The sequence below is a fragment of the Citrobacter arsenatis genome (assembly GCF_004353845.1).
GTDB lineage: Bacteria > Pseudomonadota > Gammaproteobacteria > Enterobacterales > Enterobacteriaceae > Citrobacter > Citrobacter arsenatis.
Genome location: NZ_CP037864.1, coordinates 417466 through 433833, shown reverse-complemented (window position 1 = coordinate 433833; position 16368 = coordinate 417466). Strand labels below are relative to the sequence as shown.

At 57.8% G+C, this 16368-nt stretch carries 19 protein-coding genes; 15 read left to right on the top strand and 4 right to left on the bottom strand.

Annotation, left to right across the window (positions count from 1 at the left end):
- Positions 1–125 precede the first annotated feature (125 nt).
- The 12 genes from phnE to phnP all read left to right on the top strand — a co-directional run bounded on the left by phnE (position 126) and on the right by phnP (position 9152).
- Positions 126–905, top strand: a complete 780-nt coding sequence (gene phnE, locus E1B03_RS03030) for a phosphonate ABC transporter, permease protein PhnE (protein WP_016155398.1) — start codon at positions 126–128, stop codon at positions 903–905.
- A gap of 20 nt (positions 906–925) precedes the next feature.
- The gene (gene phnF, locus E1B03_RS03025) at positions 926–1651 is read left to right on the top strand and encodes a phosphonate metabolism transcriptional regulator PhnF (protein WP_043018123.1); all 726 of its coding nucleotides are present in this window, start codon (positions 926–928) and stop codon (positions 1649–1651) included.
- A complete protein-coding gene (gene phnG, locus E1B03_RS03020) occupies positions 1652–2104 on the top strand; it encodes a phosphonate C-P lyase system protein PhnG (protein ID WP_133085666.1) in 453 nt (150 codons plus the stop codon).
- Complete coding sequence (gene phnH, locus E1B03_RS03015) at positions 2101–2685, top strand: phosphonate C-P lyase system protein PhnH (RefSeq protein WP_003826715.1); 585 nt, start codon at positions 2101–2103, stop codon at positions 2683–2685. The genes phnG and phnH overlap by 4 nt, the downstream gene beginning before the upstream one ends.
- Entirely contained in the window at positions 2685–3752 is a 1068-nt protein-coding gene (locus E1B03_RS03010; protein ID WP_103771879.1) for a carbon-phosphorus lyase complex subunit, read from the top strand. The genes phnH and E1B03_RS03010 overlap by 1 nt, the downstream gene beginning before the upstream one ends.
- 46 nt (positions 3753–3798) lie before the next feature.
- Positions 3799–4590, top strand: coding sequence for an alpha-D-ribose 1-methylphosphonate 5-phosphate C-P-lyase PhnJ (phnJ, locus tag E1B03_RS03005; RefSeq protein WP_246044160.1), 792 nt, complete (start codon positions 3799–3801; stop codon positions 4588–4590).
- Positions 4587–5345, top strand: coding sequence for a phosphonate C-P lyase system protein PhnK (phnK, locus tag E1B03_RS03000; protein ID WP_103771877.1), 759 nt, complete (start codon positions 4587–4589; stop codon positions 5343–5345). Before phnJ ends, phnK begins: the two co-directional genes overlap by 4 nt.
- Positions 5346–5587: 242 nt before the next feature.
- Entirely contained in the window at positions 5588–6274 is a 687-nt protein-coding gene (phnL, locus tag E1B03_RS02995; RefSeq protein ID WP_103771876.1) for a phosphonate C-P lyase system protein PhnL, read from the top strand.
- Positions 6271–7407, top strand: a complete 1137-nt coding sequence (gene phnM / locus E1B03_RS02990) for an alpha-D-ribose 1-methylphosphonate 5-triphosphate diphosphatase (RefSeq protein ID WP_103771875.1) — start codon at positions 6271–6273, stop codon at positions 7405–7407. Before phnL ends, phnM begins: the two co-directional genes overlap by 4 nt.
- Before the next feature lie 2 nt (positions 7408–7409).
- On the top strand, positions 7410–7964 hold the full coding sequence (phnN, locus tag E1B03_RS02985) for a ribose 1,5-bisphosphokinase (protein ID WP_103771874.1): 555 nt from the start codon (positions 7410–7412) through the stop codon (positions 7962–7964).
- Positions 7951–8385 (top strand): aminoalkylphosphonate N-acetyltransferase, encoded by a 435-nt coding sequence (gene phnO / locus E1B03_RS02980; protein ID WP_003031809.1) that lies wholly within the window; start codon positions 7951–7953, stop codon positions 8383–8385. Before phnN ends, phnO begins: the two co-directional genes overlap by 14 nt.
- 8 nt (positions 8386–8393) lie before the next feature.
- Positions 8394–9152 (top strand): phosphonate metabolism protein PhnP, encoded by a 759-nt coding sequence (gene phnP, locus E1B03_RS02975; protein ID WP_133085665.1) that lies wholly within the window; start codon positions 8394–8396, stop codon positions 9150–9152.
- A 52-nt stretch (positions 9153–9204) separates the two neighbouring features.
- Here phnP and E1B03_RS02970 read toward each other — a convergent pair whose 3' ends face one another.
- The 4 genes from E1B03_RS02970 to E1B03_RS02955 all read right to left on the bottom strand — a co-directional run bounded on the left by E1B03_RS02970 (position 9205) and on the right by E1B03_RS02955 (position 12694).
- Complete coding sequence (locus tag E1B03_RS02970) at positions 9205–9546, bottom strand: HigA family addiction module antitoxin (RefSeq protein ID WP_103771872.1); 342 nt, start codon at positions 9544–9546, stop codon at positions 9205–9207.
- Positions 9547–9572: 26 nt separating this feature from the next.
- A complete protein-coding gene (locus E1B03_RS02965) occupies positions 9573–9875 on the bottom strand; it encodes a type II toxin-antitoxin system RelE/ParE family toxin (RefSeq protein ID WP_133085664.1) in 303 nt (100 codons plus the stop codon).
- Positions 9876–10030: 155 nt separating this feature from the next.
- Positions 10031–10360: a DDRRRQL repeat protein YjdP gene (yjdP, locus tag E1B03_RS02960; RefSeq protein ID WP_003031807.1), complete on the bottom strand. Its 330-nt coding sequence runs from the start codon at positions 10358–10360 to the stop codon at positions 10031–10033.
- Between the two features lie 69 nt (positions 10361–10429).
- Complete coding sequence (locus E1B03_RS02955) at positions 10430–12694, bottom strand: hybrid sensor histidine kinase/response regulator (protein ID WP_133085663.1); 2265 nt, start codon at positions 12692–12694, stop codon at positions 10430–10432.
- Positions 12695–12808: 114 nt separating this feature from the next.
- Here E1B03_RS02955 and E1B03_RS02945 point away from each other — a divergent pair, with 114 nt between their 5' ends.
- The 3 genes from E1B03_RS02945 (at position 12809) to E1B03_RS02935 (ending at position 16335) form a co-directional block, all read left to right on the top strand.
- Positions 12809–14332, top strand: a complete 1524-nt coding sequence (locus E1B03_RS02945) for a sugar ABC transporter ATP-binding protein (RefSeq protein ID WP_003844755.1) — start codon at positions 12809–12811, stop codon at positions 14330–14332.
- Entirely contained in the window at positions 14325–15320 is a 996-nt protein-coding gene (locus E1B03_RS02940; RefSeq protein WP_032948335.1) for an ABC transporter permease subunit, read from the top strand. The genes E1B03_RS02945 and E1B03_RS02940 overlap by 8 nt, the downstream gene beginning before the upstream one ends.
- A gap of 73 nt (positions 15321–15393) precedes the next feature.
- Positions 15394–16335, top strand: coding sequence for an ABC transporter substrate-binding protein (locus E1B03_RS02935; protein ID WP_003826688.1), 942 nt, complete (start codon positions 15394–15396; stop codon positions 16333–16335).
- The last annotated feature ends 33 nt before the right edge of the window (positions 16336–16368 follow it).

Sequence of the window (16368 nt, the reverse complement as noted above, 5' to 3'; positions counted from 1 at the left end):
GGTGCCCAAATTGTAGGCCTGATAAGCGCAGCGCCATCAGGCAATGCAAGGGATTCCATGCCGGATGGCGGTGCCAGCACCTTATCCGGCCTACAACGCAAACACACGTGCCAACGGAGCTAAACATGCAAACCATCACCGTCGCCCCGCCCAAACGTAGCTGGTTCTCGTTGCTGAGCTGGGCCATTCTTCTCGCCGTACTGGTGGTCTCGTGGAAAGGTGCCGAAATGGCTCCGCTCACGCTGATCCAGGATTCCGGCAATATGGCGACCTTCGCCGCCGACTTCTTCCCGCCGGACTTCAGCCAGTGGCAGGACTATCTCGGTGAAATGGCCGTTACCCTACAAATTGCCGTCTGGGGTACCGCCCTCGCCGTGGTGCTGTCGATTCCCTTCGGCCTGATGTGCGCCGATAACCTCGTGCCATGGTGGATTTACCAGCCGATGCGTCGCCTGATGGACGCCTGTCGCGCCATCAATGAAATGGTCTTCGCCATGCTGTTCGTGGTCGCCGTCGGTTTAGGTCCGTTCGCCGGGGTGATGGCGCTGTTTATCCACACCACCGGGGTGCTCTCCAAGCTGCTTTCCGAAGCGGTAGAAGCCATTGAGCCGGGTCCGGTAGAAGGCATTCGCGCCACCGGGGCTAACAAGATTGAAGAGATCCTCTACGGCGTTCTGCCACAGGTCATGCCGCTGCTTATCTCCTATTCGCTGTATCGCTTTGAATCCAACGTTCGCTCGGCCACGGTGGTCGGAATGGTGGGCGCAGGCGGTATTGGCGTGACCTTATGGGAGGCGATTCGCGGCTTTCAGTTCCAGCAAACCTGCGCCCTGATGGTGTTAATCATCGTCACCGTCAGCCTGCTGGATTTCCTTTCCCAGCGTTTGCGTAAGCACTTTATCTGACTAGCGAGGCATTGATTGCTATGCACTTGTCTACACATCCGACCAGTTATCCAACGCGTTATCAGGAAATTGCCGCGAGACTTGAGCAGGAGCTTCGTCAACATTATCGCTGCGGTGACTATCTGCCCGCCGAGCATCAGCTTGCCGCGCGCTACGAGGTAAATCGCCATACCCTGCGCCGCGCCATTGACCAGTTGGTTGAGCGCGGTTGGGTGCAACGTCGTCAGGGCGTCGGCGTGCTGGTGCTGATGCGCCCGTTCGATTACCCGCTGAATGCCCAGGCGCGCTTTAGTCAGAACCTGCTGGACCAGGGCAGCCACCCCACCAGCGAAAAACTGCTGGCGGTGCTGCGCCCGGCCTCCAGCCACATTGCCGACGCGCTCAGCATTAACGAGGGCGATAACGTGATTCACCTGCGCACCCTGCGTCGGGTTAACGGTATCGCACTGTGCCAGATCGACCACTATTTTTCCGACCTCACGCTGTGGCCGCTGCTGCAGGGCTTTAACAGCGGTTCGCTGCACGACTACCTGCGCGAACAGTCCGGTCTGACGCTGCTGCGCACGCAAACCCGCATCAGCGCCCGCCGCGCACAGGCCAAAGAGAGCAAGGTGCTGGAAATCCCCAATATGGCGCCGCTGCTGTGCGTGCGCACCCTGAACCACCGTGAAGGCGAAGAACACGCGGCGGAATACTCCGTCAGCCTGACCCGCGCCGACATGATCGAATTCACTATGGAGCACTGAATGCATTTCGATACCGCCACCCGCCAGCGCTGGATGCGCGCGCTGGCCTACAGCAATGCCGATGCCCTGAACGCCCGCATCTGCGCACTCAAACTGACGCCGGACTATGAACTTATCCGCGCACCGGAAAGCGGACTGATGCAGATCCAGGCCCGTATGGGCGGTACCGGCAACCGCTTCTTTGCCGGCGACACTACGCTTACCCGCGCAGTGGTGCGCCTGAAGAGCGGCACGCTGGGTTACAGCTACCTGCTGGGACGCAACAAACACCATGCTGAGCAGTGCGCGGTGATTGACGCGATGCTGCAGGAACAAACGCATTTCCAGAACCTAATGGAAACCTTAATTGCCCCGCTGGAAGCGGAACGCGATGCGCTGATTAGCGCACGCCGTGCCGAAGTCAACGCCAGCCGGGTCGACTTCTTCACGCTGGTACGCGGAGATAACGCATGACCTTACAGACCGCATTTAATTTACCCGTTCAGGATGCTCAGCAGAGCTTTCGTCGCCTGCTGAAGGCCATGAGCGAGCCGGGCGTAATCGTCGCTCTGCATCAACTGAAACACGGCTGGCAGCCGCTGGGTCTGGCAACCACCAGCGTGCTGCTGACCCTGGTCGACGGCGACACGCCGGTCTGGCTGGCGCCGTCGATGGATAACGATATCGCCCGGCAGAACCTGCGTTTTCACACCAACGCGCCGCTGGTGGATCAGCCGCAGCTGGCGGCCTTTGCCGTCGCCGACGAACGTATCAGCAGCGAACAGTTGAACGCTCTCTCCGCCGGTTCCGCCGTCGCGCCAGAGACCAGCGCCACGCTGATTGTGCAGGTCGCAGGCTTAAGCGGCGGACGCATGCTGCGTCTGACCGGCGCGGGTATTGCCGAAGAGCGCATGATCGCGCCACAGCTGCCGGAATGCCTGATTCACGAACTCACCGAACGCCCGCACCCGTTCCCGCTGGGGGTTGATTTGATCCTCACCTGCGGCGAACGCCTGCTGGCTATTCCGCGAACCACCCATGTGGAGGTGTGCTGATGTACGTCGCCGTCAAAGGGGGCGAAAAGGCGATAGCCAACGCCCATGCCCTGCAAGAAAACCGACGCCGGGGCGATGAGGCCATTGCTGAACTGAGCGTGGCGCAAATCGAACAGCAGATGAACCTGGCCGTTGACCGGGTGATGACCGAAGGCGGCATCGCCGACCGCGAACTGGCGGCACTGGCGCTGAAGCAGGCCAGCGGCGATAACGTCGAAGCCATCTTTTTGCTCCGCGCCTACCGCACGACGCTGGCAAAGGTAGCGGTCAGTGAGCCGGTTAACAGCGCCGAAATGCGCCTTGAGCGCCGAATATCGGCGGTCTACAAGGATATTCCCGGCGGACAGCTGTTGGGACCGACCTATGACTACACCCATCGCCTGCTGGATTTTACCCTGCTGGCCAATGGCGAAACGCCGCCTCTGCGCAGCGCAGACGGCGCGCAGGATGCCTCCCCGCACGTCTTTTCCCTGCTGGCCAACCAGGGACTGGCAAAGCGTGAAGAGGATAATGGCGCCACGCCCGACGACGTCACCCGCACACCACCGGTTTACCCCTGTTCACGTGCTTCACGCCTGCAACAGCTTATGCGCGGTGACGAAGGCTATCTGCTGGCGCTGGCCTACTCCACCCAGCGCGGTTACGGACGCAATCACCCGTTTGCCGCCGAGATCCGCAGCGGCTACGTAGCGCTGGAAACGGTGCCGGAAGAGCTGGGATTTGCGGTGAACGTCGGTGAACTGCTGATGACTGAGTGTGAAATGGTCAATGGTTTTGTCGCACCAGAAAACGAATCACCCCATTTTACCCGCGGCTACGGGCTGGTTTTCGGCATGAGCGAACGTAAAGCGATGGCGATGGCGCTGGTAGACCGCGCCCTACAGGCAGCCGAATACGATGAAGCGGTCACGGGACCGGCGCAGGACGAAGAGTTCGTGCTGGCGCATGCGGATAACGTCGAGGCGGCGGGTTTTGTTTCGCACCTCAAACTTCCCCATTACGTCGATTTCCAGGCCGAGCTGGAACTGCTCAAACGCCTGCAACAGGAGGCCACCCGTGACCACTAACCTCTCCGGCTACAACTTTGCGTATCTTGATGAACAGACCAAGCGCATGATCCGCCGCGCCATTCTGAAAGCGGTGGCCATCCCCGGTTACCAGGTCCCCTTTGGCGGACGTGAAATGCCGATGCCCTACGGCTGGGGAACCGGCGGCATTCAGCTCACCGCCAGCGTGATTGGCGAGCCGGACGTCTTGAAGGTGATTGACCAGGGCGCGGATGACACCACCAACGCCGTGTCGATTCGTAACTTCTTCAAACGCGTTACCGGGGTGAATACCACCGAGCGCACGGAAGACGCGACCTTGATCCAGACCCGCCACCGCATCCCGGAAACGCCGCTGGCGGAAGATCAAATCATTATCTTTCAGGTACCGATCCCTGAGCCGCTGCGCTTTATCGAACCGCGTGAAACGGAAACCCGCACCATGCACGCGCTGGAAGAGTACGGCATCATGCAGGTGAAACTGTATGAAGATATCGCCCGCTTCGGCCATATCGCCACCACTTACGCTTATCCGGTGAAGGTCAACGACCGCTACGTCATGGACCCGTCGCCCATCCCGAAATTCGACAATCCGAAGATGGACATGATGCCGGCCCTGCAACTGTTTGGTGCAGGCCGCGAAAAGCGCATCTATGCCGTTCCACCTTACACCCGGGTGGAAAGCCTCGATTTCGACGATCACCCGTTTACGGTGCAGAGCTGGGATGAGCCTTGCGCCATCTGCGGCTCGACCCACAGCTATCTCGATGAAGTGGTGCTCGATGACACCGGCAAACGCATGTTTGTCTGCTCCGACACCGACTACTGCCGCCAACAGAGCGAGGCCCTCAGCAAATGACGCAACCGCTGCTTTCAGTCAACCACCTGACCCATCTCTACGCGCCGGGCAAAGGCTTCAGCGACGTTTCGTTTGACCTGTGGCCTGGCGAAGTGCTGGGTATCGTCGGCGAGTCTGGTTCCGGCAAAACCACGTTGCTGAAATCAATCTCATCACGGCTGACGCCGCAGAGCGGTGAGATTTTGTATCAGAACCGTTCGCTGTACGGCATGAACGAGGCCGACCGTCGCCGCCTGCTGCGTACCGAATGGGGCGTGGTGCACCAGCATCCGCTGGATGGGCTGCGCCGTCAGGTCTCCGCAGGCGGCAATATCGGCGAACGCCTGATGGCCACCGGGGCGCGCCACTACGGCGACATCCGCGCCACCGCGCAGCGTTGGCTGGAGGAGGTAGAAATCCCCGCCTCGCGTATCGACGATCTGCCCACCACCTTTTCCGGCGGCATGCAGCAGCGCCTGCAGATCGCCCGCAACCTGGTCACTCATCCCAAACTGGTGTTTATGGACGAACCCACCGGCGGGCTGGACGTTTCCGTACAGGCCAAACTGCTGGACCTGCTGCGCGGCCTGGTGGTGGAACTGGATCTGGCAGTGGTGATTGTCACCCACGATCTGGGCGTGGCGCGTCTGCTGGCGGACCGTTTGCTGGTGATGAAGCAGGGTCAGGTGGTGGAAAGTGGGTTAACCGACCGCGTGCTCGACGACCCGCATCATCCGTATACCCAGCTGCTGGTGTCGTCGGTGTTGCAGAACTGATTTTTTTGTTGTGCCGGATGGCGGCTATGCCTTATCCGGCCTACGGAGCGGCATTGCTTGTGCCGGATGGCGGCTACGCCTTATCCGGCCTACGGAGCGGCATCGCTTGTGCCGGATGGCGGCTACGCCTTATCCGGCCTACGGAGCGGCATCGCTTGTGCCGGATGGCGGCATTGGCTGTAGGCCTGATAAGCGAAGCGCCATCAGGCAATCAAACGAAAAAACGCTTAAAGAGGCTAAAAATGAACGCGATCCGCGTTGAAAATGTCAGTAAAACTTTTGTCCTGCATCAGCAAAACGGCGTGCGTCTGCCGGTGCTGCAAAACGCCACGCTGGACGTTAAAAATGGCGAATGCGTGGTACTGCACGGTCATTCAGGCAGCGGCAAATCCACGCTGCTGCGTTCGCTGTACGCCAACTATTTGCCGGATGAAGGCCACATCCACATCCGCCACAGCGATGAATGGGTCGATCTGGTGCAGGCTCCGGCGCGTAAAGTGCTGGAAGTTCGTCGTTCAACCATCGGCTGGGTGAGCCAGTTCCTGCGCGTGATCCCGAGGATTTCCGCACTGGATGTGGTGATGCAGCCGCTGCTGGATCTCGGCGTATCCCGTGAAGAATGCGCCGCGAAAGCCGCCAGCCTGTTAACGCGTCTCAACGTACCGGAACGCCTGTGGCACCTCGCGCCATCGACCTTTTCCGGTGGTGAACAGCAGCGCGTCAACATCGCCCGTGGGTTTATCGTCGATTACCCGATTCTGCTACTCGATGAGCCTACCGCCTCGCTGGACGCCAAAAACAGCGCCGCCGTTGTCGCATTAATTGAAGAAGCGAAAGCCCGCGGCGCGGCCATTGTCGGCATTTTTCACGATCAAACCGTGCGCGACCGCGTGGCGGATCGTCTGCACCTGATGGGAACAACAGCATGATTATCAATAACGTAAAGCTGGTTCTGGAAGATGAAGTGGTGCAAGGATCGCTGGAAATTGAGGGAGGGGTTATTCGCGCATTTGCCGAAACCCAGAGCCGTCTGCCAGAGGCTTTAGACGGCGAAGGCGGCTGGCTGCTGCCAGGGTTGATTGAGCTGCATACCGATAATCTGGATAAATTCTTCACCCCGCGCCCGAAGGTCGACTGGCCCGCCCACTCGGCGATGAGCAGCCACGACGCGCTAATGGTCGCCAGCGGTATTACCACCGTGCTGGACGCGGTGGCGATTGGCGATGTGCGCGACGGCGGCGACCGTCTGGAAAATCTGGAGAAGATGATCAACGCGGTGGAAGAGACGCAAAAGCGCGGGGTCAATCGCGCCGAGCACCGCCTGCATTTGCGCTGCGAGCTGCCGCATCACACTACTCTGCCGCTGTTTGAAAAACTGGTCGGTCGCGAGCCGGTAACGCTGGTATCGCTGATGGATCACTCGCCAGGCCAGCGTCAGTTCGCCAATCGCGAGAAGTACCGCGAGTATTATCAGGGCAAGTATTCACTCACCGACGAGCAGATGGCCCGCTATGAAGAAGAACAGTTAGCGCTGGCGGCGCGTTGGTCACAGCCCAACCGCACGGCGATCGCCCAGATGTGCCGTGAGCGCCAGATTGCGCTGGCCAGCCATGACGACGCCACCCACGATCATGTGCTGGAATCGCATCAACTTGGCAGCGTGATCGCCGAATTTCCCACAACTTTCGCAGCCGCCGAAGCCTCACGCCAGCATGGCATGAACGTGCTGATGGGCGCGCCCAACATCGTGCGCGGCGGCTCTCACTCCGGCAACGTGGCGGCGCATAAGCTGGCTGAGCTGGGGCTGCTGGATATTCTCTCCTCCGACTACTACCCCGCCAGCCTGCTTGATGCGGCATTTCGCGTGGCGGACGATAACGCCAACGGCTTTACGCTGCCGCAGGCGATTCGCCTGGTGACCCGCAATCCGGCGCGGGCATTAAATCTCGACGATCGTGGCGTTGTTGCCGAAGGTAAACGCGCGGATCTGGTGCTGGCGCACCGCAAAGGCGGCAACATCCATATCGACCACGTCTGGCGTCAGGGCAAAAGGGTATTCTGACTATGGGTAAACTGATCTGGCTGATGGGGCCGTCCGGCTCCGGTAAGGACAGCCTGCTGGCAGAATTGCGCCAGCAGGAACCGACGCAACTGCTGGTGGCGCATCGTTACATCACCCGCGCCGCCAACGCCGGGAATGAAAATCATATTGCGCTAAGTGAACCAGAGTTTTTTACCCGCGCCGGGCAGAACCTGCTGGCGCTGAGCTGGCACGCCAACGGCTTCTACTACGGCGTCGGCGTGGAGATAGACCTCTGGCTGCATGCTGGTTTTGATGTGGTGGTCAACGGCTCGCGTGCGCATCTGCCCCAGGCGCAGGCCCGTTATGGCGCTTCTTTGCTTCCCATTTGCTTACAGGTTTCTCCGGCAATTCTCCGCCAGCGCCTGCAGGCGCGTGGGCGGGAGAGCGAAACTGAAATCGCTGCCCGCCTCGAACGCGCGGCGCGCTACGCGCCGTATGACTGCCACGTCCTGAATAACGATGGTAGTTTGCTACAGTCTGTCGATACACTGCTCGCACTGATGGGACGCAAGGAGAAGAAACATGTCTGTCTGTGAATTACGCCGCGCCACGCTCTACGATACCGATGCGGTTTACGCGCTGATCTGCGAGTTGAAACAGGGTCAATTTGACCTGCAGGCTTTTAGCGCTGGTTACGCCGCTAATCTGCAAGATGCCAATATGCACTACCAGCTGGCGCTGATCGACGGGCAGGTCGTCGGCTTGATCGGTCTGCACCTGCAGTTTCATCTGCACCACGCCAACTGGATTGGCGAAATCCAGGAACTGGTGGTGATGCCGCAGGCGCGAGGGTTAAGGGTCGGCAGCCAGCTACTGGCCTGGGCCGAAGCCGCCGCGCGCGAAGCAGGCGCAGAAGTCACCGAGCTTTCCACCAGCACCCAACGCCTTGACGCGCACCGTTTTTACCAGCGCGAAGGCTATACCATGAGCCATTTTCGCTTCACCAAACCGTTATAGGGGGAGCCATGAGTCTGACCATTACGCTAACGGGAACGGGCGGCGCACAGCTGGTGCCGACATTTGGCTGCGACTGTGCAGCCTGCCAACGAGCACGCTTACAGGCGCAATACCGTCGACGCCCATGTAGCGGGGTGGTCAAATTTAATGATGCGGTGACCCTGCTGGACGCGGGGATCCCGCATCTGATGGACGACTGGCCAGCGGGCTGCTTCCAGCAGTTTCTACTGACCCACTATCATATGGATCACGTGCAGGGGCTGTTTCCACTGCGTTGGGGCGTGGGGGCGACTATCCCGGTGTACGGACCGCCGGATGAGCAGGGTTGCGACGATCTGTTTAAGCACCCCGGCATTCTCGATTTTAGCCATACCGTCGCGCCATTCGTGGTGTTTGACCTGCAAGGATTGCAGGTCACACCGCTGCCGCTCAACCATTCAAAGCTGACGTTTGGCTATCTGCTTGAGTCCGCACACAGCCGCGTGGCGTGGCTCTCCGATACCGCCGGACTTCCCGACAAGACGCTGAAGTTTCTCCACAATAACCAACCTCAGGTGATTATCATCGACTGCAGCCACGCCCCGCGCGCCGAGCCACCGCGCAATCACTGCGATGTAAATACCGTTATCGCCTTGAACGCGGTTATCCGCTGCCCACGGGTGATCCTGACGCATATCAGCCATCAGTTCGACCTGTGGATGATGGAAAATCCGCTGCCGGCAGGATTTGAGGCGGGGTATGACGGCATGGAGATTGTGCTGGAGTAAAGAAATTTGCCGGATGCGATAAAAACATCTTATCCGGCCTACAAGCTGACATTCAGGCGACTTTTTTAGACTCGCCATTTCGCTGAGCAATAAAATCTTTAACCGAAACAATGCGGTTCAGTTCTTCTTGCGCCCGCATGTCATTTTCAACTTCCCACAGGTCAACCGCCGCCTGTAAGTTACGCCAGAAATCAACGGAAGTATCGAACGCTTTGGCCAAACGAAACGCCATATCCGTTGTTAATTTGCGATTATTGTTGACCAGTGCGCTCACCGTATTGCGATGAACATGCAGTATTTCAGCCAGATCATTAATTTTCAGCTCGAGCGGCTCCAGGTATTCATATTGCAGGATATCACCCACAGTCGTTGGTTTTCTGGTTGCCTGTTTCATATCGTTACCTTAGATTTTCTCTAGTTCTAGTAGATGTGTGGATCTAAGTACACATCTTCGGCCTTACCGTTAATCCATTTAAATATTAATCGGTACTGCTTGTTTACTCTGATTGAAGAATATTCCTGTAATTTTCCAGTTAACTCTTCATATCTGTTACCGGGTGGCGAGCGCAAATCCCGATGCGAAACAGCCGCATTAATGATATCTAGCTTTCTGGCTAATGCAGTGTGAATATCCGCGGGTATTTTTCTGTGCGGTGTCGCCCGTTCAAAAAAATCTTCAAGCCATGTATCCCGAAAATTTCTGATATTTAATGATTTAGACATTCCATTGCCCGCTCCTTTTCCATAAGCATAAAGAGATTGTAATGCATACATGCACTGTGCTCAAGTGCATACATTAACATAAAATGGCGAGATGTTTAGCTGAAAGCTAAATCCCTTACAGGGGATAAAATACTCTTAAATTTAAATAGTTATAGCTAACGATCGTAATCTTCTTCCATTCTGCGCTCTTCGTCCTCTAACTGACGCCGTTCCTGATCGAGCTGGCGCTGACGGTCATCCAGTTGGCGACGTCGATCTTCAAACTGGCGGCGGCGATTGTCATATTGCCTGCGCCGGTCGTCACTCATCTGGCGCTGCCAGCTTTCATCACGGGAGTCATCATAATCCCGCCCGTTATCCGGTTTGTATGCGTCGTTAATCGCCTGCTGAATATTACCAATGGCGTCATCGATAATATCCGCCTGCGCCGATACGGTGGTCAGCATCAGCAAACTAAAAAGAAGGAATGTCGCGGAGCGTTGCATAAAACCAGCCTCATCAAGAAACTCGTCCCACGGTAATCAAAGCGTATTTGCGCGGGTAGCGGAGGAATCTCAATTACGCGAATGCCGCAGCGCCTGCGCCAGTTCTCCCCGGGTGAAGGGCTTTCGCAACAACGCCACATCCGGCAGCGCCGGGTTATGCGCCGGGCGTAAATCCTGACCGCTAATCAGCAGGATGCTCAACTGGGGATAATGTGCCAGCGCATGATTCACCACATCCACGCCACTCAACCCTCCTGGTAGCATTAAGTCGCTGATTAAAATATCAATCTCGGATGAAGCCGCCAGCATATGCATCGCCTGTTCGCCGTTGGCGGCCTCTAACGTCAGGTAGCCCAGCAGGTGTAACTGCTCACATAACGTCTGGCGCACATCGGCTTCATCTTCAAGCACCAGTACCAGTTTTTCACCGCTGTTCGCCGCATGTACCGCCACAGGTTCTGCCTGAGCCTGCACTGGCACAACGGCGCGAGGAAGCTGCAATCTGACCGTTGTTCCCTGTCCGGGCGCGCTTTCGATCTCCACCCGGCCTCCGGACTGGCGCACAAAACCGTAGACCATCGATAGCCCCAGCCCGCTGCCGCTGCCGGTCTGTTTGGTGGTAAAAAACGGCTCGAAAACCTGTGCTTTCACCTCCTGCGACATCCCGTTTCCCTGGTCGGCAACCTCCAGCATCACCATATCCTGCTTACGCCCATCGCTGCGCGTGACCCGCTGATTCCAGGTACGGATTTTAATCGTGCCCGCCTGCCCGTCCATGGCGTCACGGGCGTTCATCACCAGATTGATAATGGCGTTTTCCAGTTGGCTGACGTCAATCCACGCGGGCCAGGCGGGAGACTGGGCTTCAATCTCCAGCGTCAACGTGGCCGGAAGAGAGTGGCGCATCAGTTCGCCCAGGTTTTCCAGCAGCGTTTTCAGCTCCACCGCATGGGGATGCAATGACTGTTTGCGCGAAAAGGCCAGCAGCCGCTGGGTAAGCAGCGCCCCGCGCTCGGCGGCTTTTAGCGCCCGATTGACCCGCGGCGCGTCGGGAGAATCCGGATCAACCAAATCCAGGCTGCCAATAATCACCGCCAGCAGGTTATTGAAATCATGCGCTAATCCGCCCGTCAGTTGCCCCACCGCCTTCAGCTTTTGGCTGTGCAACAACGCTTCTTCCAGTCCCTGGCGCTCGGTGCGGTCGATTTCCATCTGGCTGGTTTTTTCTTTTAGCAATCGGGTGGTGTGCTCCAGCGACGCCGTATTACGGGCAAAAACGCTAAAGGCGCGGGCCAGTTCGCCCAGCTCATCGCGACGCTGCAGGGCCGGTACGCTAACGTCCGATTCACCGTGCGCCAGCCGGGTCATCGCCCGTGAAATGGCCGTCAGGTTGGAACCGAGGTTACGGTAGATATACCACCCGGCAAAACCGGTGATCACCACCGCCAGCAGCGCAAACGCCAAAATAAACAACGCGCCGGATTGCAGTTCCTGATGGCTTTGTGCCACCCGCTGTTCGGAGATCAACGCCACCTGCGAGGCATACTGATTGATATCGCTGTTGAGGATCGCCACCAACGCTTTGATATGAAACATGTACCAGTTGATCGCCAAATCGCTCTGCTCCAGCGCGGAAGAGAGCGGCTCCAGCTTATGCAGTTCCAGGTTGAAGTCGTTGAGGATGTTGGTGATCAGCGGATTGTTGGCTTGCAGAGGCAGCGCGGGCATCACGCCATCCAGTTGCTTCACCACCGAACGCGGCGTGGGTGTTTCAATGGCGGCGATAATTAAGCGGTCTATTTGTCCCAGCAGCACGTCATCCTGCGCGCCGGTGAGCTTTTGCAGATGACGTAAATAACTTTGATTCTGATACAGTGAACTGAGCAGCGCGTTACGTTCCAGATGCCGCTGCTGCCCGCGCTGCAGCATACCTTCCACGCTGCTTTGTAGCTCCTGGCTACGCTGGATAATACGCTCAACCAGCGCCGGTTCCTGCTGCGCCAGCGGCGCGGCTGCCAGTTGTTCCAGCGATTGCTTCAGCGCCCGTTGCGTCTCCTGCAGCCGCTCCGCTTCACCTTTGTATTCCAGCGCGCCGACCACCTGCGAAAGCCGCACCGCCGCCGTTGCCACGTTCGCCGTATCACGCGCCAGGTTCATGCTGCCTGTCATGTCGTCAACGGTTTGCTGCTGCACCTGCTCCTGGATCTGGCTGGCGTGCTGAAACCCCAGCACCGCCACGCCGCTCACCATCAGCGTGACCGCCACCACCAGCAGATTGAAGAACAGCAATCGTCCACGCGCACTGGCGAAAAAGTGACGTCCCGGTTGCGGCATATCACGCTCCATGAAGAAAAATCGCAATATGACAAATATGAACGGCTTCTGACATTTTGCATTTACATTCCTGTGATGGACTGCTGATATCGGCCACCCCACAGGAGATCCGCCATGAGCAGGACACCGGTTCTGGAGATGCGCAATATTGCTAAAGCGTTTGGCAAATTTTACGCGCTAAAAGGGGTCGATTTAACGGTCTGGCCAGGTGAGATTCATGCGCTGATGGGCGAGAACGGCGCGGGGAAAAGCACCCTGATGAAGATCCTCGCAGGCGCCTATACCGCCACCAGCGGTGAGATCCTGATTGACGGTCAGCCGTTCCACATTCGTGGGCCAAAAGATGCGCTCAGCGCGGGCATCACGCTGATTTACCAGGAGATGCAGCTCGCGCCGAACCTGACGGTGGCGGAAAATATCTTTCTTGGCAGCGAGCTGTCGCGCGGCGGTCTGGTCCAGCGTAAAGAGATGGTGATGCAGTCGCAGAAAGTCATCGACCGACTCGGCGCCCAGTTTAAGGCTAGCGACCGTGTGATGACGTTGACCATCGCCGAACAGCAGCAGGTGGAAATCGCCCGCGCCCTGCACCGTAACAGCCGCATTCTGGTGATGGATGAACCCACCGCCGCCCTCTCCTCACGTGAAACCCATCGCCTGTTTGAACTGATCATGCGCCTGCGCGATGAGGGGATGGCGATTATCTACATCAGCCACCGCATGGCGGAGGTATATGAGCTCTCGGACCGCGTTAGCGTCCTACGTGACGGGCAATACGTTGGCAGCCTGACCCGCGACAAGCTCAACGCTTCGGAGCTGGTGCGCATGATGGTGGGCCGCCCGTTAAGCGATCTGTTCAACAAAGAGCGCGATATTCCTTTAGGTAAAGCGCGTCTCAACGTTCATCACCTGACCGACGGGCATAAAGTTCAGCCGTGCAGTTTACTGGTGCGCTCCGGGGAGATCGTCGGCCTGGCCGGGTTAGTCGGCGCCGGGCGCTCTGAATTGGCTCAGCTGATTTTTGGCGTGCGTAAAGCCATCGGCGGCATGATTGAAGTAGACGGTGAGCCGGTGGTGATCCACTCCCCGCGTGAGGCGATTGACCATGGCATTGGCTTTCTGACGGAAAACCGCAAAGAACAGGGATTGTTTTTAGAGCTGGCGGCAGCAGAAAACATCACCATGGCGACGCTGGAGCGTGATGCTAACTGGGGCATGCTCGATCGCAAAAAGGCGCAGGCTATTTCCGATGACGCCATCAAATTGCTCAACATCCGCGTTCCGCACGCGCAGGTGCGCGCAGGCGGACTGTCCGGCGGCAATCAGCAAAAACTGCTGATTTCACGCTGGGTCGCGATCGGCCCACGTATTTTGATCCTCGATGAGCCCACACGCGGCGTGGACGTCGGTGCCAAAAGCGAGATCTACCGGATCATGAACGATATGGCGCGCAAAGGCGTGGCGATCCTGATGATCTCCAGCGAACTGCCGGAAGTTGTCGGTATGAGCGATCGCGTGTACGTCATGCGGGAAGGCAGTATTGCCGGCGAGCTGAACGGGCAAAGTATTACCCAGGAAAACATTATGACGCTGGCAACCGGCGTGAACGACTCCCACCATCAGGCGGTGCCCCATGAATAATCCAACCACTCCCCAGCAGGTGGCGAAATCCGCCTCCGCGAAAAAAATGCTGATGAGCGATCTGATGCAAACGGTCGGCATCTTACCGATTCTCATCCTGATTGTGGCGGTATTTGGCTTTATCGCGCCAAACTTTTTTACCGAAAGCAATCTGCTGAATATTACCCGTCAGGCGTCGATCAACATCGTGCTGGCGGCTGGCATGACCTTCATCATTCTGACCGGCGGGATCGACCTCTCGGTTGGTTCGATCCTCGGCACCACCGCCGTAGCAGCCATGGTCGTTTCTCTTATTCCTGAGTTTGCCATGCTGTCGATTCCGGCGGCGCTGATGCTCGGCCTGGTGCTGGGGTTGTTTAACGGCGCACTGGTCGCTTTTGCCGGACTACCGCCGTTTATCGTCACACTTGGAACGTATACGGCGCTGCGCGGCGCGGCCTACCTGCTGGCCGACGGCACGACGGTGATTAATTCCAATATCAGCTTTGAGTGGATCGGTAACAACTATCTCGGTCCGGTTCCGTGGCTGGTGGTCATTGCGCTGGCGGTGGTGGTGGTGTGTTGGTTCATTCTGCGCCGTACCACGCTCGGCGTTCATATTTACGCGGTCGGCGGCAATATGCAGGCTGCTCGCTTAACCGGGATCAAAGTGTGGCTGGTGCTACTGTTCGTCTACGGCATGAGCGGTTTGCTTTCAGGTCTTGGCGGAGTGATGAGCGCCTCGCGGCTGTACAGCGCCAACGGCAACTTAGGCATGGGCTATGAGCTGGACGCCATCGCGGCGGTGATCCTCGGCGGCACCAGTTTTGTTGGCGGGATCGGCACCATCACCGGCACGCTGGTAGGGGCATTGATTATTGCCACGCTCAATAACGGCATGACGCTGATGGGCGTCTCCTATTTCTGGCAACTGGTGATCAAAGGGGCGGTGATCATCATAGCGGTGCTGATCGACAAATACCGTACCCGACACCATCAAAGTGCATAGACAAACTTGCCGGATGGCGGCGCAATCGCCTTACCCGGCTTATAACAACAATACCCTACGTGAGGAAACGAGTATGCGTTTGAAGCCATTAGTTACCGCGCTCTGTGCTGGCGCACTGCTTGCTGCAGCTCCGTTTGTGCAGGCAAAAGAACTGAAATCGATCGGCGTTACGGTGGGCGATCTGGCCAACCCGTTCTTCGTGCAGATAACCAAAGGCGCGGAGCTGGAAGCACGCAAACTGGCGGGGGATAGCGTTAAAGTGACGCTGGTTTCCAGCGGCTACGATCTGGGGCAACAGGTGTCGCAAATCGACAACTTTATTGCCGCTAAAGTCGACATGATTATCCTTAACGCCGCCGACTCCAAAGGCATCGGCCCGGCGGTAAAACGCGCGAAAGATGCCGGGATCGTGGTGGTTGCCGTTGACGTGGCGGCGGAAGGTGCTGACGCCACCATTACCTCCGATAACACCCAGGCCGGTGAAATGGCCTGTAAATACATCACCGACCGCCTGAAAGGCAAAGGCAACGTTGTCATCATCAACGGGCCGCCGGTTTCCGCCGTTCAAAACCGCGTGGAAGGCTGCCAGACCGAGTTTAAACGTCACCCGGACATCAAGGTGCTGTCGCATAACCAAAACGCCAAAGGCAGTCGCGAAGGCGGGCTGGAGATCATGACCGCGCTGCTGGCAGCGAATCCGAAGATCGACGGCGTATTCGCTATTAACGATCCGACTGCGATCGGTGCCGATCTGGCGGCAAAACAGGCGCAGCGTAGCGAATTCTTTATTGTCGGCGTAGATGGATCGCCAGACGGTGAAGAGGCGCTGAAGCGCGAAAACTCATTATTTGTGGCGACTCCGGCACAAGATCCGCAGGTGATGGCTGCCAAAGCGGTCGAAATCGGCTATGACATATTGCAGGGGAAACCCGCCCCGAAAGAACCCGTACTGATCCCGGTGACGATGATCGATAAAAACAACGTCGGCAGTTATAAGGGTTGGACGGTTAAATAAATCCTGAACCGACTAATGCTCTCCTGTCACAAA

Coding starts and splice junctions, on each gene's coding strand:
- phnJ (WP_246044160.1), top strand. CDS start 3,799: ATGATCCGCCGCGCCATTCTGAAAGCGGTGGCCATCCCCGGTTACCAG.
- phnM (WP_103771875.1), top strand. CDS start 6,271: ATGATTATCAATAACGTAAAGCTGGTTCTGGAAGATGAAGTGGTGCAA.
- phnE (WP_016155398.1), top strand. CDS start 126: ATGCAAACCATCACCGTCGCCCCGCCCAAACGTAGCTGGTTCTCGTTG.
- phnF (WP_043018123.1), top strand. CDS start 926: ATGCACTTGTCTACACATCCGACCAGTTATCCAACGCGTTATCAGGAA.
- phnO (WP_003031809.1), top strand. CDS start 7,951: ATGTCTGTCTGTGAATTACGCCGCGCCACGCTCTACGATACCGATGCG.
- E1B03_RS02935 (WP_003826688.1), top strand. CDS start 15,394: ATGCGTTTGAAGCCATTAGTTACCGCGCTCTGTGCTGGCGCACTGCTT.
- phnN (WP_103771874.1), top strand. CDS start 7,410: ATGGGTAAACTGATCTGGCTGATGGGGCCGTCCGGCTCCGGTAAGGAC.
- phnH (WP_003826715.1), top strand. CDS start 2,101: ATGACCTTACAGACCGCATTTAATTTACCCGTTCAGGATGCTCAGCAG.
- E1B03_RS02955 (WP_133085663.1), bottom strand. CDS start 12,694: ATGCCGCAACCGGGACGTCACTTTTTCGCCAGTGCGCGTGGACGATTG.
- phnL (WP_103771876.1), top strand. CDS start 5,588: ATGAACGCGATCCGCGTTGAAAATGTCAGTAAAACTTTTGTCCTGCAT.
- yjdP (WP_003031807.1), bottom strand. CDS start 10,360: ATGCAACGCTCCGCGACATTCCTTCTTTTTAGTTTGCTGATGCTGACC.
- E1B03_RS03010 (WP_103771879.1), top strand. CDS start 2,685: ATGTACGTCGCCGTCAAAGGGGGCGAAAAGGCGATAGCCAACGCCCAT.
- E1B03_RS02945 (WP_003844755.1), top strand. CDS start 12,809: ATGAGCAGGACACCGGTTCTGGAGATGCGCAATATTGCTAAAGCGTTT.
- E1B03_RS02940 (WP_032948335.1), top strand. CDS start 14,325: ATGAATAATCCAACCACTCCCCAGCAGGTGGCGAAATCCGCCTCCGCG.
- phnK (WP_103771877.1), top strand. CDS start 4,587: ATGACGCAACCGCTGCTTTCAGTCAACCACCTGACCCATCTCTACGCG.
- phnP (WP_133085665.1), top strand. CDS start 8,394: ATGAGTCTGACCATTACGCTAACGGGAACGGGCGGCGCACAGCTGGTG.
- E1B03_RS02965 (WP_133085664.1), bottom strand. CDS start 9,875: ATGTCTAAATCATTAAATATCAGAAATTTTCGGGATACATGGCTTGAA.
- phnG (WP_133085666.1), top strand. CDS start 1,652: ATGCATTTCGATACCGCCACCCGCCAGCGCTGGATGCGCGCGCTGGCC.
- E1B03_RS02970 (WP_103771872.1), bottom strand. CDS start 9,546: ATGAAACAGGCAACCAGAAAACCAACGACTGTGGGTGATATCCTGCAA.